Below are 24,335 nucleotides of genomic sequence, written 5' to 3'. Positions count from 1 at the left end.
GGGCCGGCGGGGCGTTCCGGGTCAGGTCACCAGACCGCGCCGGAACGCCTCGCCGACCGCGCCCGCCCGGTCGCGGACCCCGAGCTTGTCGTAGATCCGCAGCAGGTGCGTCTTGACGCTGGCCTCGGTGATGAACAGCTTGCCGGCGACCTCCTTGTTGGAGGAGCCGTGGGCGACCAGCCGCATCACCTCCAGCTCACGGGCGCTCAGCACGCCGAGGCTGGGCCGGCGCACCCGGTCCATCAGCCGTTTGGTGATGGCGGGGGAGAGCATCGCGTCGCCCCGGGCCGCGACCCGGGCCGCGCGCAGCAGCTCCTCGGTGGGCGCGTCCTTCAGCAGGTAGCCGGTGGCGCCGGCCTCGATCGCGGGCAGCACGTCGTTGTCGGTGTCGAAGGTGGTCAGCACCAGCACCCGCACCCCGGGCGCGCTCTCGCCGAGCCGGTGGATCGCGGTGACACCGTCCATCACCGGCATGCGCAGGTCCATCAGCACCAGGTCGGGCTTCAGTTCGGCGACCCGGTCGAGCGCCTCGGCGCCGTTGCCGGCCTCGCCGACGACCTCGAACTCCGGGCTGTCGGCGAACGCGCCGCGCAGGCCGTCCCGGACGATCGGGTGGTCGTCGACGATCAGCAGCCTTACGGGGGCGGACTGTTCGCTCATGCGGTGCCGCCCCGGCGGATCGCGGGCACGCTCGCGTTCACCGCGGTGCCCGAGCCCGGGGCGCTCTCCACGGTCAGTGTCCCGAGCACCCGGTCGAGCCGTCGGCGCAGGCCGTCCAGCCCGTACCCGCTGTCGCCGTCGGCGGGCGGCGGCCCGTCGAGGTCGGTCACGGTGAAGCCGACCCCGTCGTCGTGAACGTCCAGCATGACCGTGTCCTCCAGGTAGGAAATGGTCAGTCTGACCTTACTGGCAGCGGCGTGCTTCGCGATGTTCGCCAGGGTCTCCTGGGCGGCGCGGAACAGGGCGACCTCGATCTCCGTCAGCAGCGGGACGGGATCACCGGTGGTCTCCACCGAGGCCGGCACGTCCGCCCGCGCCGACCAGCGCTGGGCCAGCTCCCGGATCGCGTTCGGCAGGTGCGCCTCCTCCAGCTCCGCCGGCCGCAGCGCGGCCACCGAGCGCCGGGCCGCCGTGAGGCTCTCCCGGGCCAGCCCCCGGGCCTGTTCGAGGTGCCACTCGCGCTGCTCGGACTGCGGCCGGGCCCGGTCGGCGGCCTGGAGCTGGGTGATGATGCCGGCCAGCCCCTGGGCGATGGTGTCGTGGATCTCCCGGGCCATCCGCTGGCGTTCGTCCTGGATGCCCGCCTCCCGGGCCTGGATCAGCAGTTGGGCGTGCAGGCCGTTGTTCTCGCCGATCACCGTCTTCAACTCCGTGACCAGCCGGCAGCGTTCCTCGTTGCGCTCGTTGAAGCGGTGCGACAGGTTGCCGAACAGGCCGATCAGGCAGGTCTGGAGGCAGACCGAGGCAGCCGCGATGGCGATCCGCCGGGAGCTGTCCGGCACCCCGCCGGGGATCAGGTTGATGATCAGCGAGGTGGCGCCGACGCTGACGAAGGCCCACTGCGGCGGGAGCAGGTCGTAGGCCTGGACGAACCCGATCACGGCGAACACGAAGAAGATCGGGTGCTGGGTCATCAGCAGTGCGGCCAGCACCAGCTGGCCCGCCACGTACGTCAGCATCGGGCCGGTGCGGCCCGTCCACTGCGGCGACCGCAGGGTGTACATCGCCAGCGTCCACGCGGCGGTCACCACGACCAGCGGGAAGACCGTGACCCGTGCGGTGGCCGCCCCCTCCTCCGGCTGCACGACGCACAGCACGGTGGACACGCCCAGCAGCACGACGGGCAGCGGGGTGAGGAAGCGGCGCAGGTTGATCGGTTCGTCGCTCTTCATGGTGCTGCTCCTCGGCCCCCGCTGCTTCCCCGGCTCCCGCCCCGCCGCGACCGCCCGTGACCGCGGACCTCCAGCCTAGGCCTACTCCCGGCGCGGACGTCCGGCCCGGGCCTACTCCCAGCGGAAGAGCCGTGCGGCCAGGACACCGAAGACCACCGTGTAGCCGACGAGGACCAACAGGGCGGTGGTGCCCGGCAGGTGACCCTTGGCCACGTCGCCGAAGGCCTGGACGGAGGCGCCGAGCGGGGTGAAGTCACCGATCCGGTTGACCGCGGCGGGCATCTGGTCGCGGGGCACGTACAGGCCCGCGAAGAACATCAGCGGGAAGAACAGCATGCTGCCCGCGCCGGTGGCGGCCTTGGTGGTCTTGAGCACCGAGGCGACGAACAGCCCGATGGACAGCACCGCGGTGGCCGAGAGCAGGAAGGTCAGCACGAAGCCGAGCGGGTTGCTCGGCAGTTTGACGTCCCACAGCAGGCGCGCGGTCGCGAGCACCAGAACGGTGGTGGCGATCGCCACGGTGATCTGGACCACCAACTGGGCGATCAGCACCCGGGCCGGGCCCACCGGCGTGGTCGACAGCCGGCGCAGGATGCCCTTCTCCCGGTAGCCCACCAGGTAGCCCGGGGTGATGAACAGACCGGTCATCGCGAAGGCCAGCACCACGGTGACGGGCGTGTAGGAGTCGATGGCGCGCTGGCCGATCTCGGCCTTGAACTCGCGGGAGGACGGGATGCTGCCGATGATCACCACCAGGACGACCGGGAAGAGCAGCGTCCAGAAGTACGCGGCCGGGTCTCGCAGGAAGAGCTTGAACTCCACGGCCGTGAGCCGGTTCATCGCCCGCACGGGGGTTCTCCTTCTAGGGGTCGGGGGTCGGCTACGGGCCGGGGATCAGTGGGAGGGGTGGTCGAACCGGCGGCCGGTCAGGGCGAGGAACGCGTCCTCCAGGCTGGCCAGCTCCGCGCGCAGGTCGGCCGCGACGATCTGGTTCCGGGCGAGCGCCGAGGTGACGGCGTACACCAGGTTGCCGGTGCCGGTGACCTCCACCTGGGAGCCGTGCCGCTGGACCGAGGTCACCTCGGGCAGCGAGGTCAGGATGTGGTCGTCGAGCGGGGAGGTCGGGCGGAAGCGCACCTTCTGCTCGGCGCCCACCCCGGCCACCAGGCCGGCGGGGGTGTCCAGCGCGACGATCCGGCCGCCGTCGATCAGGGCCAGCCGGTCGCAGAGCCGCTCGGCCTCCTCCATGAAGTGGGTGACCAGGACGACGGTGATGCCCCGGGCGCGGACCTGCTCGATCAGCTCCCAGGTGTCCCGCCGGGCCGCCGGGTCCAGACCGGTGGTCAGCTCGTCCAGCACGGCCACCTTCGGGTTGCCGACCAGCGCCAGCGCGATGGACAGCCGCTGCTTCTGGCCGCCGGACAGGCTGGCGAACGGACTGTTCATCTTGTCCAGCAGGTTCAGCTCGGCGAGCAGCTCCCGCCAGTCCGCGTGGTCGTCGTAGAAGGAGGCGTACAGCTCCATCGCCTCGGCGACCCGCAGCTTGTCCGGCATCTCGCTCTTCTGCAGCTGCATGCCCAGGATGCGGTGCAGCTTGGCGGCGTCGTGCTGGGGGTCCAGGCCGTGCACCGAGATGCTCCCGCCGTCGGGCTTGCGCAGCCCGGCGATGCACTCGACCGTCGTGGTCTTCCCGGCGCCGTTGGGGCCGAGGATGCCGAAGATCTCCCCCTCCTGCACCTCGAACGAGATGTCGTCGACGACGACCTTCTGGCCGTACTGCATCCGCAGGTTCGAAACGACGATCGCTGGCACGGTCTTGGTCTCCGTTCTCCGAGGTCCCACCAGTGTCCGGCCCGCACCGCCGCGCCCGGATCGACCTGGTGATATCCGTCCGGTGGAACTTCCCGCGATCGAACGGTTGACACCCGGACCCGCCCCGCGCGGCCCCGGACGTCGCGACCGGCTCCCGGGCCCGGCCCCTAAACACCTGCCCGGGCCCCGGATAGGGGTGTCGGCCCTGTTACGGCCGTGTCTACGCTCGGCCCCATTCGCGGAGGCTGAAGGGGCACGGGACGATGGAGTCGAGTGAGCGGCAACTCCGGGCGCAGATGCGCTTCTTCCACGACCTGGTGCGCAAGCTCGCCGCCCAGGGCGATCCCTACGCGAAGGTGCTGAGCGCGCCGGACAACCCCTACCCCGCGTACGAGGAGATCCGGGCGCGGGGCCGGGTCTACCGCAGCCCGCTGGGCACCTGGGTCACCACCGACCACGAACTCGCCAACCAGGTGCTGCGGGACAAGCGCTTCGGCGTGCGCAGGGCCGACGGCGAGAAGGTGCCGGAGTTCATGAACTTCGACAACTCCATGCTCGGCCTCGACCCGCCGGACCACACCCGGCTGCGCCGGATGACCATGCCCACCCTCAACCCGCGCGTCGTCGAGCGCTGGCGCGGCCGGGCCGAGGAGATCTGCCACCGGCTGATCGACGACATCCTGGCCCAGGGCGACCGGTTCGACCTGATGACCGCCTTCGCCCACCACCTGCCGACCGCGGTGATCGGCGACCTGGTCGGCATCCCCGAGGAGGACCGGGAGCACTTCCACCACCTCAGCCGGGAGATCGTCCCGCTGCTGGACGGCGTGGTCACCTACGAGAAGGCGCGCAGCGTGGACGCCGCCATCGCCGGGATGACCGAGCTGTTCACCCGGATCGTCGAGCAGCGCCGGGTCGAGCCGCGCGAGGACATGATCAGCCGGATGCTGCCGCTGGTCGACGAGGGCAGCCTGAGCATGGACGAACTGCTGCCGCTGTGCATGTTCCTGCCGCTGGCCGGCACCGAGACCACCGTCAACCTGATCGGCAACGGCATCCTGGCGCTGCTGCGCCACCCCGAGCAGTGGCGGATGGTGGCCGAGGACCCGGAACTGGCCCAGAACGTGGTCAACGAGACGCTGCGCCACGACCCGCCGGTGCAGACCTACCGGCGGATCGCCCACGAGCCGGTCGAGCTGGGCGGTGTCGTGCTGCCCGTCGACAGCGAGCTGGCGATCGTGGCCGCCGGGGCCAACCGGGACCCGCAGGTCTTCCCCGACCCCGCCCGCTTCGACATCACCCGGGTCAGCCGCAACGACACCCTGGCGTTCTCGGCCGGCATCCACTACTGCCTGGGCGCGCCGCTGGCCAGGTTCGAGGCCGAGGTGGCCTACCGGACCCTCATCTCCCGGATGCCCGGGCTGCGGCAGGCCGGGCCGGTGCGCCGGCGGGGCTCCTTCATCATTCGCGGCCTGCGGGAGTTCCCGCTGTCGGCGAGCTGACCCGGCGTCGGCGCACGGCTCCCCGGCGCGGGTCGGCCGCGACCGCACCACGACCGCGTACGGCGCGACCCGCGCACACGGCACTTCCCAGTGGAGGGATCATGGCGGACCCGATCATCCTCGCCGAAGGACTGCACAAGCACTTCGGCGAGGTCCACGCCCTACGAGGGCTCGACCTCGCCGTCCCGGCCGGGACGGTCTGCGGGGTGCTCGGCCCCAACGGCGCCGGCAAGACCACCGCGGTGAACATCCTCGCGACCCTGATGGACCCGGACGCCGGGCACGCCCGGATCGCCGGGCTGGACGTGGTCCGCGAGGCCGACCGGGTGCGCTCGGTGATCGGCCTGGCCGGGCAGTTCGCCGCGGTGGACGAGAAGCTGACCGGCCGCGGCAACCTGCGGATGTTCGGCCGGCTCTACCACCTGCCCCGTCGGCAGGTGCACCAGCGGGCCGACGAACTCCTGGAGCGCTTCGGCCTGATGGAGGCGGCCGACCGGCAGGTGCGCGGCTACTCCGGCGGCATGCGCCGCCGGCTCGACCTCGTCGCCAGCCTGATCCTGCGCCCCCAGGTGCTCTTCCTGGACGAGCCGACCACCGGCCTCGACCCGCGCAGCCGCGGCGAGATCTGGGACTGCGTGCGGGAGCTCGTCGCCGAGGGAACCACCGTGCTGCTCACCACCCAGTACCTGGACGAGGCCGACCAACTGGCCGACGACATCGCGGTGGTGGACTACGGCCGGGTGATCGCCGACGGCACCCCCGACCAACTCAAGTCGACGATCGGCAACCGCTTCGACGTGGTCGTCGAGGACCCGGCGCTGCTGCCGCAGGCCTCCGCCGTGCTGCACCGGCTGACCGGGGCCGAGCCGACCGGGACCGGCGAGAACAGCCTGAGCGTGCCGTCCGCGGACGGCACCGTGCGGGTCTCCGCACTCGTCCGGGAGCTGGACCGGGCGGGGATCGAGGTCGCCGACGTCAGCCTGCGCCGCCCCACCCTCGACGAGGTGTTCCTGCGCCTGACCGACCGCTCGGCCCCGGCCGACACCGAAACCGACGGCGACGCCCCGGCCGGCGCCCGAGCCGACGACAGAGTCAAGGACCACGCCTGATGACCGTCCAGAGCACCCCCGTTGCCCGCCGGACCCCGGTGACCCGCCTGCGCTGGGCCCTGTCGGACGGCTTCGTCCTCGTCGGGCGCGAGTTCAGCCGGCTGCGCCAGGAGCCCGGCTCACTGATCGCCGCCCTGATCTTCCCCGCCGTGATGGTGCTGCTGTTCGGCTACGTCTTCGGCAGCGCCATCCGGATTCCGGGCGGCGGTGACTACCGCGCCTACCTGATGCCCGGGCTGTTCGCCATGGTGACGGCCAGTTCGGTGGTGGCGGTGATCGAGAGGGTCGCCGCCGACGTCTCGCGCGGACTGATGAGCCGGTTCCGCTCGATGCCGATGTCGCGGGTCGCGGTCGCCTTCGGGCACACCGCCTCCGACATGGTCGGCGGCCTGCTCAGCGTGGCCATCATGGCGGTGGCCGGCCTGCTGGTCGGCTGGCGCGCCTCCGACGGGCTGCTGAACGCCCTGGCCGGCTTCGGGCTGCTGGTGCTGATGCGCTACGCGCTCAGCTGGGTCGGCTGCTTCTTCGGCCTGAAGGTCCCCAACGAGCAGATGGCGCAGCAGCTCACGCTGCTCGTGATGCCGGTGACCATGCTGTCGAACGCCTTCGTGCCGACCGACGGGATGCCCGCCTGGCTGCGGTTCATCGCCGAGTGGAACCCGCTCAGCGCCCTGACCGCCGGCTGCCGCGAGCTGTTCGGCAACCCGGGGACGGTAACCGGCTCGCACGCCTGGCCGGTGGACCACCCGGTGGCCGCGACGCTGCTGTGGTCGGTGGGCCTCCTGGTGGTCTTCGTGCCGCTGTCGGTGCGCTCGTTCCAGCGCAAGAACCGCTGACCCGGCGAACCCCGCACCGCCCGGTGGGAATCCCCGGGACCGGGGTCCCCGGCCGGAAGTCCCCGGACCGGCACCCCTAACTGTGGGGCCGGTACCGGGGGCCGGCATCCGCCCTGCTTAGGGGTTGGTGCCGGTCGGTTCGCTCCCTAAGCTCGCGGATGACGCGCCATCGGGTACGCCGGGGAATTCCACCCGGCGGACCGCGGTGGCCCTTGCGAAACGCCAATCCGCCCAGGTCGACGGGTGGGCAATTCCACCCGTGAATTCCGTTCGGCTATTTCCGGCGCATTACGTGTTGAGGTGTCCCATGCCTGAGGTCCATGCCGATGACGCTGCCATCGCCGTCGTAGGACTCGCCTGCCGACTGCCGGGCGCCGCGACCCCGCGGGCCTTCTGGAAGCTGCTGTGCGACGGCGTGGAAGCGATCGGTGACGTCCCCCTCGACCGGGGCGACCTCGCCGAGCGGGACGTCCCGCGCCGCGGCGGCTTCCTCGACCGGATCGACGGGTTCGACCCGGGCTTCTTCGGCATCTCGCCGCGCGAGGCCACCGCCATGGACCCGCAGCAGCGGCTCATGCTGGAGCTGAGCTGGGAGGCGCTGGAGGACGCCCGGATCGTGCCGGACGCCCTGCGCGGCAGCCGGACCGGCGTCTTCGTCGGCGTGATGGCCTCCGACTACGCCACCCTCGCCCAGCGCGGCGGCACCGCGCAGATCGGCCCGCACTCGCTGGCCGGCCTGCAGCGCGGCCTGATCGCCAACCGGGTCTCCTACGCCGTCGGCCTGCGCGGCCCCAGCATGACCGTCGACGCCGGACAGTCCTCCTCCCTGGTCGCGGTGCACGTCGCCGCCGACAGCCTGCGGCGCGGCGAGGCCACCCTCGCCCTGGCCGGCGGCGTGCACCTGATCGCGGCCCCGGAGAGCACCGTCGGCGCGGCCCGCTTCGGCGCGCTCTCCCCGGACGGCCGCTGCTACACCTTCGACGAGCGCGCCAACGGCTACGTCCGCGGCGAGGGCGGCGTGGTCGTCGCCCTCAAGACCGTCGCCCGGGCCGTCGCCGACGGCGACCGGATCTACGCCGTCATCCGCGGCAGCGCCGTCAACAACGACGGCGGCGGCGACAGCCTGACCACCCCCAGCCGCGACGCCCAGGCCGACGTGCTCGGCGCCGCCTACCGGCGCGCCGGGATCGCCCCCGACGCGGTGCGCTACGTCGAACTGCACGGCACCGGCACGGCCGTCGGCGACCCGGTCGAGGCGGCGGCCCTCGGCGCCGTCCTCGGCGCCGGCCGCACCCCCGACGCCGCGCTGCGGGTCGGCTCCGCCAAGACCAACATCGGCCACCTCGAAGGCGCCGCCGGCGCGGCCGGCCTGCTCAAGGCCGTCCTGTCGGTGGCCAACCGGCAGCTCCCGCCGAGCCTCAACTTCGAACGGCCCAACCCGCGCATCCCCCTGGACGACCTCGGCCTGCGGGTGCAGACCGCCCTCGAACCCTGGCCCGAGGGCCCGCGGATCGCGGGTGTCAGCTCCTTCGGCATGGGCGGCACCAACTGCCACGTCGTGCTCACGGAGTGGCCCGGCCGGGCCGAGGACCCGCGCGAGCGGACCGCCGACGCCGACGCGCCGGTGCTCTGGCCGCTGTCGGGCCGCACCGAGGACGCGCTGCGCGAGCAGGCCGCCCGGCTGCGCGCCCACCTGGAGGCCACCCCCGCCGCCGACCCGGCCGACATCGGCCACTCGCTGGCCACCACCCGCGCGGCCTTCGGCCACCGGGCCGCCGTGCTCGGCCGCGGCCGGGACGAACTGCTGCGCCGCCTCGGCTCGCTGGCCGCCGGCGAGCCGGTGCGCGGGGTGGTCTCGGGGGAGACGGACGAGGGGCGGACGGCGTTCCTGTTCACCGGGCAGGGCTCGCAGCGGGTCGGCATGGGCCGGGGCCTGTACGAGGCCCACCCCGCCTTCGCGACCGCTTTCGACGAGCTGTGCGCGGAGCTCGACCCGCTGCTCGGCGGATCGGTCCGCAGTGTGGTGTTCGAGGGCGTCGAGGATCTGGACCGGACGGTGTGGGCGCAGGCCGGGTTGTTCGCGGTCGAGGTGGCGTCGTTCCGGCTGCTCGAATCCTGGGGTGTGGCACCGGAGTTCCTGCTCGGGCACTCGATCGGTGAGATCGCGGCCGCCCATGTGGCGGGCGTGTTCTCGCTGGCGGACGCCTGTGCGCTGGTGGCGGCGCGCGGTCGGCTGATGGACGCGCTGCCGAGCGGTGGGGCGATGCTGGCGGTGCAGGCCGCCGAGGCGGAGGTGCGTTCGGAGATCGGTGACCGGCTCGATGTCGCGGCCGTCAACGGCCCGACCTCGGTGGTGGTTTCGGGTCCGGTCGAGGTGGTCGAGGAGTTCGCGGCCCGCTGGAAGGCCGAGGGCCGCAAGACCAGCCGGCTGACGGTCTCGCACGCCTTCCACTCGGCCCTGATGGAGCCGATGCTCACCGAATTCGCCTCCGTGCTGGCGGAGTTGACCTTCGCCGAGCCGCGGATCCCGGTCGTCTCCAACCTGACCGGCGGGATCGCCGAGCCCGGCCTGCTCACCACCCCCGACTACTGGGTCCGGCAGGTCCGCGAGGCCGTCCGCTTCGCCGACGGCGTCGACACCCTGCACCGCGAGGGCGTCACCCGCTTCCTCGAAGTCGGCCCGGACGGCGTGCTCTGCGCGATGGCCCGGCAGGCCGGCGCCCAGGGCCTGCTGGCCCCGGCCCTGCGCCAGGACCGCGACGACGCGGAGACCCTGCTCGGCGCCGTCGCCCGGCTGTACACCGCCGGCGCGCCGCTGGACTGGGACGCCCTCTTCGCGGGCCACGCCCCCCGACCGGTCGACCTGCCCACCTACGCCTTCCAGCGCCGCCGCTTCTGGCTGGACGCGGCCGCCCGTCCGGCCGTCGAACCCGCACCTGCCGCGCCGGCCCCGGTCGAGGCCCCGACCGGGCCCGCCGCCGAGCGGCGGGACGAGCGGGCGCTGCTGCACCAGATCCGCGCCCAGGTCGCCGCCGTCCTCGACTACGAGACCCCCGGCGACGTGGACGCCCGGCTCACCTTCCGCGACCTGGGCTTCGACTCGCTCACCGCCGTGGAACTGCGCGACCGCCTCGCCGCGGCCACCCGGCTGCGGCTGCCGGACTCCCTGGTCTTCGACCACCCGACCCCGCTGCGCCTGGCCGAGCACCTGTCCGGCCTGCTCTACGGCGAGCCCGCCGCCGTCGCGCCCGCGACGCCCGCCCCCGGCGCCGTGAGCGACGAGCCGATCGCGATCGTCGCGATGAGCTGCCGCTACGCGGGCGGCATCGACACCCCCGAGGCCCTGTGGCAGGCGGTCCTCGACGGCCGCGACCTGGTCAGCGCCTTCCCCGAGGACCGCGGCTGGGACATCGCGGGCGTCTACGCCGACGAGGGCCGCAACCCGACCGGCACGCTCACCCCCGCCGGGGCGTTCCTGACCGACGCGACCCGCTTCGACGCGGCCTTCTTCGGCATCTCCCCGCGCGAGGCCCTCGCCATGGACCCGCAGCAGCGGCTCCTGCTGGAGACCGCCTGGGAGACCGTCGAGCGCCTCGGCGTCGACCCGGCCGTGCTGCGCGGCAGCCGCACCGGCGTGTTCGTCGGCGCCACCGCCCAGGACTACGGCCCCCGGCTGCACCAGGCCCCGGCCGACCTCGAAGGCCACCTGCTGACCGGCAACACCGCGAGCGTCGCCTCCGGCCGGATCGCCTACGTGCTCGGCCTGGAGGGCCCGGCGGTCACCGTCGACACGGCCTGCTCCTCCTCGCTGGTCGCCCTGCACCTCGCCGCCCAGTCGCTGCGCCTCGGCGAGTGCGACATGGCCCTGGCCGGCGGCGCCACCGTGCTGGCGACGCCCGGCATGTTCATCGAGTTCAGCAAGCAGCAGGGCCTGTCGGCCGACGGCCGCTGCAAGGCCTTCGCCGAGGGCGCCGACGGCACCGGCTGGGGCGAGGGCGTGGGCCTGCTGGCCCTGGAACGGCTCTCCGACGCCGAGCGGCTGGGCCACCCGGTGCTCGCGGTGATCCGCGGCAGCGCCATCAACCAGGACGGCGCCTCCAACGGCCTCGCCGCGCCCAACGGCCCCTCCCAGGAGCGGGTGATCCGCCAGGCGCTGGCCGGCGCCGGACTCGCCGCCGCCGACGTGGACGCCGTCGAGGCGCACGGCACCGGCACCGCCCTCGGCGACCCGATCGAGGCCCAGGCGCTGCTGGCCACCTACGGCCGGGACCGCGACGGCGAGCCGCTCTGGCTCGGCTCGGTGAAGACCAACATCGGGCACACCCAGGCCGCCGCCGGCGTCGCCGGGATCATCAAGATGGTGCAGGCGATGCGGCACGGCACGCTGCCGCGCACCCTGCACGCGGACACCCCCTCCAGCCGGGTGGACTGGAGCGCCGGCGGCGTCCGGCTGCTGACCGAGGCCCGGGACTGGCCCGAGCGCGGACGTCCGCGCCGCGCCGCGGTCTCCTCCTTCGGCATCAGCGGCACCAACGCCCACATGATCGTCGAGAGCGTGCCGCAGGACGCCCCGGCGGCCCCCGCCGCCACCGGGACCGGCCCGCTGCCGTTCCCGCTCTCCGCCCACGGCGACGCCGCGCTGCGCGCCCAGGCCGCCCGGCTGGCCGAGGCCGTCCGCACCGGCGCCGCGCCGGCCGCCGCCGCGTCCCTCGCCGACCTCGGCCTGTCGCTGACCGCCCGGGCCGCCTTCGACCGGCGCGCCGTGGTGGTCGCCGCCGACCGCGAGCAGCTGCTGGCCGGCCTGGACGCGCTGACCCGGGACCTGCCCGCCGCCAACCTGACCACCGGCACGGCCGGCGCCCCCGACGGCCCCGTGTTCGTCTTCCCCGGCCAGGGCTCCCAGTGGGAGGGCATGGCCGCCGAGCTGTACGCCTCCTCCGAGGTCTTCCGCGCCGAACTCACCGCGTGCGCCGAGGCCCTCGCCCCGCACACCGACTGGTCGCTGATCGACGTGCTGCACGGCGCCCCCGGCGCCCCCTCGCTGGAGCGCGTCGACGTGGTGCAGCCCGCGCTGTTCGCCGTGATGGTGTCGCTGGCGAAGCTCTGGCGGCACTCCGGCGTCGTCCCCGCCGCCGTGATCGGCCACTCCCAGGGCGAGATCGCCGCCGCGCACGTCGCCGGCGGCCTCACCCTGGCCGACGCCGCCCGGATCGTCGCCCTGCGCAGCCGCTACCTTCGCGCCATCGCGGGCACCGGGGGCATGGCGTCGATCCCGCTGCCGACCGCCGAGGTCGAGGCGCGCATCGCCCGCTTCGACGGCCGGATCACCGTCGCCGCGCACAACGGTCCGTCCGCCACCGTGGTCGCGGGGGAGGCCGAGGCCCTCGACGAGTTCGTCGCCCGGTGCCAGGCCCAGGACGTCCGCGCCCGGCTCGTCCCGGTCGACTACGCCTCGCACTCGCCGGCCGTCGACCCGCTGCGCGAGGAACTGGCCGAGGCCCTCGCCGGGATCGAGCCTCGCGAAGGCCACACGGCCTTCTGGTCCACCGTCACCGGCGGCCTGCTGGCGACCACCGAACTCGACACCGACTACTGGTTCCGCAACCTGCGCCAGGTGGTGCGCTTCGAGCCCACCGTGCGGGCGCTGCTCGCGGCCGGCCACCGCACCTTCGTCGAGTCCAGCCCGCACCCCGTGCTCACCGTCGGCGTCCAGGAGACGCTGGAGGCCGACGGCCGCGGCGGCGCCGCCCTCGGCACCCTGCGCCGCGACCACGGCGGCCCCGAGCGGTTCCTCGGCGCGCTCGCCGAGGCGTACGTCGCCGGCGTCGCGGTGGACTGGGCGGACGCCTTCCCCGGCTCCGCCCGGCGGGTCCCGCTGCCCACCTACCCCTTCCAGCGCGAGCGGTACTGGCTGGCGCCCGGCGCCGGCTCGACCGACGCCACCGGTCTCGGCCTCGACCCCGCCGACCACCCGCTGGCCGGCGCCGCCGTCACCCTCGCGGGCGACGACACCCTCGTCCTCACCGGCCGGCTCGCCACCGCCGACCAGCCCTGGCTCGCCGACCACGTGGTCAACGGCGCGGTCGTGCTGCCCGGCTCCGCGCTCGTCGACCTCGCGCTGCACGCGGGCCTGCGCTGCGGCCACCCGCACCTGGAGGAGCTCACCCTCCAGAGCCCGCTGGTCCTCCCGGCCGACGGCTCCGTCCAGATCCAGGTGGTGCTGCTGCCGCCGGACGAGGCGGGCCGCCGCCCCGTCACCGTCCACTCCCGCCCGCGGGCCGCCGCCGAGGACCGCCCCTGGACCTGGCACGCCACCGGCGCGCTGACCGCCGGACCGGCCGCCGCGCCCGCGCCGCAGGGCGCCTGGCCACCCGCCGGCGCCGTCCCGCTCGCGGTCCAGGACGCCTACCCCGGCCTGGCCGGGCGCGGCTACGCCTACGGCCCGGCCTTCCAGGGCCTGACCGCCGCCTGGCGGCGCGGCGAGGAGCTGTTCGCCGAGATCACCCTCCCCGACACGCTCCCGACCGAGGGCTTCGGCATCCACCCGGCGCTGCTGGACGCCGCACTGCACGTGCTGCTGCTCGACGGCGACCCGGCGGCCACCCGGCTCGCCTTCTCGTTCGCCGGCGTCCGGCTGCACGCCGCCGGGGCCACCGCCGTCCGGGTGCACGCCGCGCCCGCCGGCCCCGAGGGCGGCTACGCCGTCACGCTGAGCGACCCGGCGGGCGCCGCCGTCCTGGACGTCGACGCGCTCGTCCTGCGGGCCGTCGACCCGGAGCGGTCGGCCGCCGGCCGGAGCACCGCCGACCCGCTCCACCGGCTCGACTGGATCCCCGCCGCCACCGGCGCCACCACCGCCACCGGCGGCGCCGTCCGGACCGTCCCGGCCGACCTCGCCCAGGGCCTGCCGCCGCTCGACGGCGGCCCGGCGCCCGAGGCCGTCCTCGTCCCGGTCACCGGCGACCCCGACGCCCCCGCCGAGAGCGCCCACGCCCTGACCCGCAGCGCCCTCGGGCTGATCCAGGCCTTCCTCGCCGAGGAGGGCCGGGCCGACTCCCGACTCGTCCTGCTCACCCGGCAGGCCCTCGCCGCCGGCCCGGACGAGGAGGTGCGCGACCTCGCCGCGGCCGCCGTCCTCGGCCTGGCCCGCAGCGCCCAGATCGAGCACCCCGGCCGCATCCTGATCCTCGACCACGACGGCGAGCGGCCCACCGACGAGGCCCTGCGCGACGCCCTCGCCGGCGACGAGCCGCAGCTCGCGCTGCGCGCCGGCCGCCTGCTGGCGCCGCGGCTGGTCAAGGCCGGACCCGCCCCGCACGCCGGGGCCGAGCCCGCCCGCACCCCGTTCGACCCGGACGGCACCGTCCTGCTGACCGGCGGCACCGGCGCCATCGGCCGCCTGCTGGCCCGGCACCTGGTCACCGCGCACGGGGTCCGCCACCTGCTGCTGGTCGGCCGCCGCGGCCTGCCCACCGGGGAACTCGCGGAGCTGACCGCCGGGCTGGACGCCGAGGTCACCGCCGCCGCCTGCGACGCGGCCGATCCGGCCGCCCTGGCCGCCCTGCTGGCCGCCGTCCCGGCCGAGCACCCGCTCACCGCCGTGGTGCACGCCGCCGGCGTGGTCGACGACGCCTCCGTGCAGCGGCTGCGCCCCGAGCAGCTGGACGCGGTGCTGCGCCCCAAGGCCGACGCGGCCTGGAACCTGCACCGGCTCACCCGCGACCTCGACCTGAGCGCGTTCGTGCTCTTCTCCTCGCTGGCCAGCACCGTCGGCGCCGCCGGCCAGGGCAGCTACGGCGCCGCCAACGGCTTCCTCGACGCGCTCGCCCAGCACCGGCACGCCCTCGGGCTGCCCGCCCAGGCGCTGCTCTCCGGCCTCTGGGCGCACGGCGAGGGCATGGGCGGCCGGCTCGGCGAGGCCGACCGGGCCCGCCTGGTCCGCGGCGGCCTGGCACCGATGACCGCCGAGCAGGGCCTCGCGCTCTTCGACGCGGCCCTCGCCGACGGCCGCCCGCTGATCGCCCCGGCCCGGATCGCCGTCGCCGAGGCGGCCGGCCGCGCCGAGGCCGTCCCCGCGGTGCTGCGCGGCCTGATCCGCACCCCGCTGCGCCGGGCGTCGGCCGCCGCGGCGGCGAGCGGCCTGGCCGACCGGCTGACCGTGCTGCCCGCCGCCGACCGCCGCCGCACCCTGCTGGACCTGGTCCGCTCCAGTGCCGCGACCGCGCTGGGCCACGCCGACCCGGCCGGGATCGCGGTGGACGGCGCGTTCAAGGCGCTCGGCTTCGACTCGCTGATCGCGGTGGAGTTCCGCAACCGGCTGAACGCGGCGTCGGGCCTGCGGCTGCCCACCACCGTCGCCTTCGACCACCCCACGCCGAACGCGCTCGCCGACCACCTGCTCGCCCTGCTGACCGACGCCACCGGCACCGGCCCGGCGCCGGCGGCGGCCAGGGCCGCGACCGCCGCCCCGGGCGAGCCGATCGCGATCGTCGCGATGGGCTGCCGCTTCCCCGGCGGCATCGGCTCGCCCGAGGAGCTGTGGCAGGTCGTCGCCGAACGCGGCGACATGATCTCCACCCTGCCCGCCAACCGCGGCTGGGACCTCGACCGGCTGTACCACGCGGACCCCGACGAGCCGGGCCGCTCGTACACCCGCGAGGGCGGCTTCCTGTACGACGCGGACCTGTTCGACGCCGCGTTCTTCGGCATCTCGCCGCGCGAGGCGGCCGCCGCGGACCCGCAGCAGCGGCTGCTGCTGGAGACGGCCTGGGAGGTCGTCGAGCGCGCCGGGATCGACCCGACCACGCTGCGGCACAGCGCGACCGGCGTGTTCACCGGTGTCGCCACCCAGGAGTACGGCCCGCGGATGGACCATGCCCTGGAGAACTACGGGGGCTACCGGGTCACCGGCAGCGCGGGCAGCGTCGCCTCCGGCCGGGTGGCGTACGCGCTCGGCCTGGAGGGCCCGGCGGTCACCGTGGACACCGCCTGCTCCTCCTCGCTGGTCGCCCTGCACCTCGCGGTGCAGTCGCTGCGGGGCGGCGAGTGCGACCTCGCCCTGGCCGGCGGCGCCGCCGTGATGTCCACCCCGGGCCTGTTCATCGAGTTCAGCCGACTGCGCGGACTGTCCGAGGACGGCCGCTGCCGGGCCTTCGGTTCGGGTGCGGACGGCTTCGGGCTGGCCGAGGGCGTCGGCCTGGTCATGCTGGAGCGGCTCTCCGACGCCCGCCGCAACGGGCACCAGGTGCTGGCGGTGATCCGCGGCACCGCCATCAACCAGGACGGTGCGTCGAACGGTCTGACGGCGCCGAACGGCCCGTCGCAGGAGCGGGTGATCCGCCAGGCGCTGGCCAACGCCGGAGTCGCGGCCGCCGAGGTCGACGCCGTCGAGGCGCACGGCACCGGCACCACGCTGGGCGACCCGATCGAGGCGCACGCCCTGCTGGCGACCTACGGCCAGGAGCGGGCCGGCGAGCCGCTGTGGCTGGGCTCGGTGAAGTCGAACATCGGGCACACCCAGGCCGCGGCCGGGGTGGCGGGTGTGATCAAGATGGTGCTGGCGATGCGGCACGGCGTGCTGCCGGCGACGCTGCACGCGGACGAGCCGTCCCCGCACGTGGAGTGGGCGACGGGCGCCGTGGAGCTGCTGTCCGAGGCGCGCCCCTGGCCGCAGGCCGGGCGTCCGCGCCGGGCGGGCGTCTCCTCGTTCGGCATGAGCGGCACCAACGCGCACCTGATCCTGGAGGCCGCGCCCGCGACGGCGGCCGAGGAGCCCACGGAGGCCGGGGGTGTGCTGCCGTGGCTGCTGTCGGGCCGGACGCCGGCGGCGCTGGGTGCGCAGGCGGAGCGGCTGCGGGAGTTCGTGCTGGGGCGTCCGGAGTCGTCGGTGGCGGATGTGGCGTCCGCGCTGCTGTCGCGGGCGGGTCTGGAGCACCGTGCGGTGGTGCTGGGTGCGGACCGTCAGGCGCTGCTGGACGGGCTCGCGGTGCTCGGTGGCGAGGGTGTGGTCCGGGGTCGGGTCGTCCCGGGTGACGTGGTGTTCGTGTTCCCGGGTCAGGGTTCGCAGTGGGTGGGCATGGCGTGGGAACTCGCCGAGGCCTCACCGGTGTTCGCGGCGCGGTTGGCCGCGTGCGAGGCGGCGTTGGCGCCGTTCACGGACTGGTCGCTGACCGAGGTGCTGCGTTCGGGCGCGGACTTGGACCGGGTGGACGTGGTCCAGCCGGTGCTGTGGGCCGTGATGGTGTCGCTGGCCGAGGTCTGGCGGGCGCACGGTGTGGAGCCGTCCGCCGTGATCGGCCACTCGCAGGGCGAGATCGCCGCCGCGGTGGTCGCGGGTGCGCTGTCCGTCGAGGACGGCGCCCGGGTGGTCGCGCTGCGCAGCCGGGCCATCGTCGAACTGGCCGGTGGCGGCGGGATGGTGTCCGTCGCGGCGGGCAGCGCGGTGGTCGAGGAGCTGATCGCGGGCTTCGACGGCCGGATCTCGGTGGCCGCGTACAACGGACCGTCCTCGACGGTGGTCTCGGGCGAGCCGGACGCGCTGGACGGGCTGATGGCGCTCTGCGAGGAGCAGGACGTACGGGCCCGCCGCATTCCCGTCGACTACGCCTCGCACTCCGCCCAGGTCGACCGGCTGCGCGGGCGCATCCTGGACGACCTGGCCGAGGTCGCCCCGGTGACCTCCACCGTGCCGCTCTACTCCACCCTGACCGGCACCCCGATCGACACCGCCCGGATGGACGCCGGGTACTGGTTCGACAACCTGCGCTCCCCGGTGCGCTTCGAGGAAGCCACCCGCGCGCTGCTCGGCAGCGGCCGGGCGGTGTTCGTCGAGTGCAGCCCCCACCCGGTGCTGACCGTCGGCGTGCAGGAGACCGCCGACGCGGCCGGGACCGCGACGGCCGTGCTGGGCACGCTGCGGCGAGGCCAGGGCGGCCCCGAGCAGCTGCTGACCGCCCTGGCCGAGGCCTGGACCGCCGGCGTGGCCGTCGACTTCACCACGCTGCTGCCCGCCGGCCGTCGGATCGAGCTGCCGACCTACGCCTTCCAGCGCGAGCGCTACTGGCTGGAGCAGGCCGCCGCCCCGGCGGCCGAGGGCGACCCGGCCGAGGCCCGGTTCTGGGACGCCGTGGAACGCGAGGACCTGGCCGAGCTCTCCGAGGCGCTGCGGCTGGACGACACGCCGGAGCTGCTCGGCTCGGTGCTGCCCGCGCTGGCCGACTGGCGGCGCCGCCGCCGGGACCGCTCGACGCTGGACTCCTGGCGCTACCGGATCGGCTGGAAGCCGGTGGACGCCCCGCGCGGGGCGGTCGCCCTGACCGGCACCTGGCTGGTGGTGGCCGCCGAGGAGACCGCCGCCGAGGAGGTGGTCGCGGCGATCCGCACCGCCGGTGCGCAGACCGTGACCCTGGTCGTGGCCGACCCGGCCGTCGGCCGTACGGCCCTGGCCGACACCCTCCGCGCGGCGCTTCCCGCGGCCGAGCCGTTCGCCGGCGTGGTCTCGCTGGCCGGCCTGGCCGAGGAGCCGCTGCCCGGGACGGTGCTGCCCGCCGGCCTGGCGGTGTCGCTGACGCTGGTGCAGGCGCTCGGGGACGCCGGGATCACCGCCCCGCTGTGGACCCTGACCCGGGGCGCCGTCTCCACCGGCCGGGCCGACCGGCTGGACCACCCGGTGCAGGCCCAGCTCTGGGGCTTCGGCCGGTCGCTGGCGCTGGAGCACCCGGACCGCACCGGCGGCCTGATCGACCTGCCGCCGGTCCTCGACGAGCGCGCCGGGCGGCGCCTCGCGGCCCTCCTCTCGGGCGCCACCGGTGAGGACCAGAGCGCCGTACGGTCCTCCGGGACCTACGCCGCCCGGCTGCTGCGCGCCCCCGAGCCCGCGCCCGCCGGCGAGGGCCGGCGGCTGACCGGCACCGTCCTGGTCGCCGGAGCCGACGGTGCCCTCGGCCGCCAGGCCGCCCGCTGGGCGGCCGGCCGCGGCGCGGCGCACCTGCTGCTGGTCGCCTCCGCACCGTCCGGGGAACTCGCCGACTTCGCCGCCGAGTCGACCGGGGCCGGCACCCCGGCCACCGTGGCCGTCTGCGACCTCGGCGACGCCGACGCGCTCGCCGCGCTGCTGGCCGAGCACCCCGTCGCGGGCGTGGTCCTCACCGCCGAGGTCGGCCCGACCGAGGCCCTGGAGCTGACCGGTCCGGCAGAGTTCGCGGCCGTCCTCGCCGCCAAGACCGCCGGTGCCGCCCGGCTGCACGCCGCGCTCGCGGACGTGCCGCTGGACGCCTTCGTGCTGTTCTCCTCGATCGCCGGGGTCTGGGGCAGCGGCGGCCAGGCCGCCTACGCGGCCGGCAACAGCTACCTCGACGCCCTGGCCGAGCACCGCCGGTCGCTCGGCCTGCCGGCCACCTCCGTCGCCTGGGGCCCGTGGTCCGGCGGCCCGGACGGCCGCGGCGCGGACTTCCTGAGCCGCCGCGGCATCCCGGCCATGGACCCGCGGCTGGCCCTGGCCGCGCTGGACCGGGCCGTCGACCGGGACGAGACCACCGTCGTCGTCGCCGACGTCGACTGGACGACCTTCACCGCCTCCTTCGCCTCCGCCCGGCCCAGCCCGCTGCTCGCCGACCTGCCCGGCCCGCGCACCGCCGCGGCCGCCGCCGGCACCGACGGCGCGGCCGCCCTCGGCGGCCGGATCGCCGCACTGTCCGCCGCCGAGCGCGAGCGGGAGACCCTGGCCGTCGTCCGCGCCGAGGTCGCCGCGGTGCTCGGGCACGCCGACCCGAGCGGCCTGGAAACCGGCCGGACCTTCAAGGACCTCGGCTTCGACTCGCTGACCGCCGTCGAACTGGGCAAGCGCCTGGCGGCCGGCACCGGCACCCCGGTGCCCGCCACCGCCGTGTTCGACCACCCGACCATCGGCGAGATGACCCGCTACCTGGTCGGCGGGCTCGACTCCGGCCCGGCCGCGACGGCCACCGCCGCCACCGACGAGCCCATCGCGATCATCGGCATGAGCTGCCGCTTCCCCGGCGGCGTCGAGGGCCCCGAGGACCTCTGGCGGCTGGTCGCGGCCGGCGGGGACGCGATCGTCGACTTCCCGACCGACCGCGGCTGGGACGTCGAGGGCCTCTACGACCCGGACCCCGACCGGCAGGGGCACACCTACGTCCGCTCCGGCGGCTTCCTCACCGGCGCGGGCGAGTTCGACGCCGGCCTGTTCGGGATCTCCCCGCGCGAGGCGCTGGCGATGGACCCGCAGCAGCGGCTGCTGCTGGAGGCCGCCTGGGAGGCCTTCGAGGACGCCGGCATCGACGCCACCGCCGTGCGCGGCAGCCAGGGCGGCGTCTTCGTCGGCATGACCTCCTCCGGCTACGGGCAGGGCGCGGTGCTGCCCGACGGCGTCGAGGGCCACGTGCTGACCGGCACCACGACCAGCGTCGCCTCCGGCCGGCTCGCGTACACCTTCGGCCTGGAGGGCCCCGCCATCACGGTGGACACCGCCTGCTCCTCCTCGCTGGTCGCCCTGCACATGGCGGCCGGGGCGCTGCGCTCCGGCGAGTGCGGCATCGCCCTCGCGGGCGGCGTGACGGTGATGGTGTCGCCCGACTCCTTCATCGAGTTCAGCCGGCAGCGCGGCCTCGCCGTCGACGGCCGCTGCAAGCCGTTCTCGGCGGCGGCGGACGGCACCAGCTGGGCCGAGGGCGTGGGCATGCTGCTGGTCGAGCGGCTCTCGGACGCTCGCCGCAACGGGCACCGGGTGCTGGCGGTGGTGCGGGGGAGCGCGGTCAACCAGGACGGCGCGTCCAACGGCCTCACCGCCCCGAACGGCCCCGCCCAGCAGCGGGTGATCCGCCAGGCCCTCGCCAACGCCGGGCTGTCGGCCGCCGAGGTCGACGCCGTCGAGGCGCACGGCACCGGCACCAAGCTGGGCGACCCGATCGAGGCCCAGGCGCTGCTGGCCACCTACGGTCAGGACCGACCGGCCGACCGGCCGCTGCTGCTCGGCTCGGTGAAGTCCAACATCGGGCACACCCAGGCCGCCGCCGGCGTCGCCGGGGTGATCAAGACGGTCATGGCGATGCGCCACGGCGAGCTGCCCGGCCTGCTCCACCTGGACGCGCCCTCACCGCACGTGGACTGGTCGGCCGGCGCGATCGAGCTGCCGACCGCCACGCAGCCCTGGCCCGAGAACGGCCGACCGCTGCGGGCCGGCGTCTCCTCCTTCGGCGTCAGCGGCACCAACGCCCACGTCATCCTGGAGAGCGCCCCCGTCGACGAGACGGCGGCCCGCGGCCCGGCGGCACCCGCCACCGGGGCGCCGCTGCCGTGGCTGCTGTCCGCCGCCGACCCCAGCGCGCTCGCCGCCCAGGCCGAGCGGCTGCACGGCTTCGCCGACGCGGGGACGGGCACCGACCCGGACCCGGCCGACATCGCGCTGGCGCTGGCCACCGGCCGCACCGGCCTGGCGCACCGCGCCGTCGTCCTGGCCGCCGACCGTACCGGCCTGCTCGCCGGCCTCGGCGCGCTGGCCACCGGCGCCGAGGCGCCCGGCGTGCTGCGCGGCGAGAGCGCCGACGGCCGCTCGGCGTTCCTGTTCTCCGGCCAGGGCTCCCAGCGCCCCGGCATGGGCCGCGCCCTCTACACCGCCTTCCCGGTGTTCGCCGACGCCCTGGACGCCGTCTGCGCCCGGCTCGACACCGAGCTGGACCACCCGCTGCGCGCGGTGATGTTCGCCGAGGCGGACACCCCCGAGGCGGCCCTGCTGGACCGGACCGTCCACACCCAGGCCGCGCTGTTCGCCTTCGAGGTGGCGCTGTTCCGGCTGCTGGAGGACTGGGGCGTGCGCCCCAACTTCCTGCTCGGCCACTCCATCGGCGAGATCGCCGCCGCCCACGTCGCGGGCGTGCTCTCGCTGGACGACGCCTGCACCCTGGTCGCCGCGCGCGGCCGGCTGATGCAGGCGCTGCCCGCCGGCGGCGCGATGCTGGCCGTCGAGATCGACGAGGCCGGGGCCGCCGAGGCGCTCGCCGCCCACGACGGGGTCGACGTCGCCGCCGTCAACGGCCCGCGGGCGATCGTGGTCTCCGGACCGCAGGACGCGATCGCCGACCTGGCCGGGCACTGGCGCGCCGAGGGCCGCCGGACCAGCCGGCTGCGGGTCTCGCACGCCTTCCACTCGGCGCTGATGGAGCCGATGCTCGCCGAGTTCCGCGCCGTCGCCGAGGGCCTCGCCTACCACCCGCCGCGGCTGCCGGTGGTCTCCAACCTCACCGGCACCGCCGTCGGCGCCGAGGAGATCTGCACCCCCGAGTACTGGGTGCGGCACGTCCGCGGGGCCGTCCGCTTCGCCGACGGCGTGCGCTGGCTCGCCGGCCAGGGCGCGACCCGCTTCCTGGAGCTCGGCCCGGAGGCGGTGCTCACCGCCATGGCGCGCCTCACCCTGGACGCCACCGGCCGGGACGACGCCGCACTGGTGCCCGCCTCCCGGGGCGAGCGGCCCGAGGCCGAGACCCTGCTGGCCGCCGTCGCCACCGCCTGGACCCGGGGCGCCGCGGTGGACTGGTCCGCCGTCCTCGCCGACCGCGGCGGCCGCCGGATCACCCTGCCCCCGTACGCCTTCCAGCGCCGGCCCTACTGGCTGCGTCCCGGCCGGTCCGGGGCCGACGTGACCGGCGCCGGCCTGCTGTCGACCGAGCACCCGCTGCTGACCGCCGCCGTGCCGCTCGCCGACGGCGAGGGCGCGCTGCTCACCGGCCGGCTGTCGCTCGCCGCCCAGCCCTGGCTGGCCGACCACGCCGTGCGCGGCACGGCGATCCTGCCCGGCACCGGCTTCGTGGAACTGGCGCTGCGGGCCGGCCGGGAGGTCGGCTGCACCGCGCTGCGCGAGCTGATGGTCGAGGCCCCGCTGGCCGTCCCCGCCACCGGCGGCGTCCGCATCCAGGTGCGGGTCGGCGACCCGGACCCGGCCGGCGACCGCCCGGTGGCCGTCCACGCCCAGCCCGACGGCGCGGCCGGCTGGACCCGGCACGCCTCCGGCGCCCTGGCCGCCGGGACGGACGCCGAACCGTACGACCTCTCCGCCTGGCCGCCGGCCGACGCCGAACCGGTGGAGCTGGACGGCTACTACGAGCGGCTGACCGAGGCCGGCTACGGCTACGGGCCGGTCTTCCGCGGGCTGCGCCGGGCCTGGCGGGCCGAGGGCGCCGTCTACGCGGAGATCGCCCTCCCGGCGGGCGCCGCCGAGGAGGCCGCCGGCTACGGCGTCCACCCGGCGCTGCTCGACGCGGCCATGCACGCCACCACCGTCGGCGGGTTCCTCGACGACGCCGGCGCGACGCCGCTGCCGTTCGCCTGGTCCGGGGTGACCCTGCACGCCACCGGCGCCTCCGTGGCCCGGGTCCGGCTCGCCCCCGCGGGCCGGGACGCGATCTCGATCCGGGTCGCCGACGCCACCGGCGCACCGGTGGCCGACGTCCGCTCGCTGACCCTGCGGCCGGCGCCCACCGGTCAGCCGGACGGCCGCCGCGCCGAGGCCGGCGACGCGCTGTTCGCGGTCGAGTGGAGCGCGCTGCCGGCCGGCGCCGCCGCCGCCGAGGAGTGCCCGGTGGCGGAGCTGTCCGCCGTCGAGGCCGGCCACGCCCGCGCGGCCCTGGTGCTGCACCGGGTCGAGGCGACCGGCGCGGACGACGCCGCCCGGGCCCGCACCGCCACCGCCGGGGCGCTCGACGCCGCCCGGCGCTGGCTGTCCGGCGACCGGGACGAGGCCGACCGCCTGGTGGTCGTCACCCGCGGTGCCGCGGCCGTCCACCCGGGGGAGGAGCCCGCCGACCCGGCGGGCGCCGCGGTGTGGGGCCTGCTGCGCTCGGCCCAGTCCGAGCACCCGGACCGCGTCCTGCTGCTCGACGACGACGGCTCGGCCGACTGGGCGCTGGTCCGCCGGGCGGTGGAGCTGGGGGAGAACCAGCTCGCCGCGCGCGGCGGCGCCCTGTACGCGCCCCGACTGGTGCGCGTGCCCGCCTCCGCCGCGCTGACCGTCCCCGAGGACGCCGCCGCCTGGACCCTCGACCCCACCGAGCCCGGCATCCTGACCAGCCTGCGGCTGCTGCCCGCCGACACCGCCGAGCGGCCGCTCGGCCCCGGCGAGGTGCGGATCGGCGTCCGCGCGGCCGGTGTGAACTTCCGCGACGTGCTGCTCGC

General features: G+C 75.8%; 8 protein-coding genes. 4 read left to right on the top strand and 4 right to left on the bottom strand.

The features are described from left to right. Positions 1–21: 21 nt before the first annotated feature. The 4 genes from ACFVHV_RS12030 to ACFVHV_RS12015 form a co-directional block, all read right to left on the bottom strand. Positions 22–660 carry a response regulator transcription factor gene (locus ACFVHV_RS12030; protein ID WP_359905253.1) on the bottom strand — a complete coding sequence of 213 codons (639 nt, stop codon included), beginning with the start codon at positions 658–660 and terminating at the stop codon, positions 22–24. Then, positions 657–1,892 (bottom strand): sensor histidine kinase, encoded by a 1,236-nt coding sequence (locus tag ACFVHV_RS12025; RefSeq protein ID WP_359905250.1) that lies wholly within the window; start codon positions 1,890–1,892, stop codon positions 657–659. The genes ACFVHV_RS12030 and ACFVHV_RS12025 overlap by 4 nt, the downstream gene beginning before the upstream one ends. Positions 1,893–2,003: 111 nt before the next feature. After that, positions 2,004–2,732, bottom strand: coding sequence for an ABC transporter permease (locus tag ACFVHV_RS12020; RefSeq protein ID WP_359905274.1), 729 nt, complete (start codon positions 2,730–2,732; stop codon positions 2,004–2,006). A gap of 54 nt (positions 2,733–2,786) precedes the next feature. Beyond that, complete coding sequence (locus ACFVHV_RS12015) at positions 2,787–3,704, bottom strand: ABC transporter ATP-binding protein (RefSeq protein ID WP_380350912.1); 918 nt, start codon at positions 3,702–3,704, stop codon at positions 2,787–2,789. Between the two features lie 263 nt (positions 3,705–3,967). Here ACFVHV_RS12015 and ACFVHV_RS12010 point away from each other — a divergent pair, with 263 nt between their 5' ends. The 4 genes from ACFVHV_RS12010 to ACFVHV_RS11995 form a co-directional block, all read left to right on the top strand. Further along, positions 3,968–5,206, top strand: coding sequence for a cytochrome P450 (locus tag ACFVHV_RS12010; protein ID WP_359915578.1), 1,239 nt, complete (start codon positions 3,968–3,970; stop codon positions 5,204–5,206). Positions 5,207–5,307: 101 nt separating this feature from the next. Then, positions 5,308–6,315 carry an ATP-binding cassette domain-containing protein gene (locus ACFVHV_RS12005; protein ID WP_359915576.1) on the top strand — a complete coding sequence of 336 codons (1,008 nt, stop codon included), beginning with the start codon at positions 5,308–5,310 and terminating at the stop codon, positions 6,313–6,315. Beyond that, entirely contained in the window at positions 6,315–7,151 is an 837-nt protein-coding gene (locus ACFVHV_RS12000; protein WP_380350910.1) for an ABC transporter permease, read from the top strand. The genes ACFVHV_RS12005 and ACFVHV_RS12000 overlap by 1 nt, the downstream gene beginning before the upstream one ends. A 307-nt stretch (positions 7,152–7,458) precedes the next feature. Continuing rightward, positions 7,459–24,335: type I polyketide synthase (locus tag ACFVHV_RS11995; protein WP_380350908.1), on the top strand; the 16,877-nt coding region annotated here is incomplete at its 3' end.

Source organism: Kitasatospora sp. NPDC127116, assembly GCF_042677365.1.
Taxonomy (GTDB): domain Bacteria; phylum Actinomycetota; class Actinomycetes; order Streptomycetales; family Streptomycetaceae; genus Kitasatospora; species Kitasatospora lactacystinica.
The sequence above is the reverse complement of the archived record's forward strand: the minus strand, read 5'-3'. Positions and strand labels throughout refer to the sequence as shown.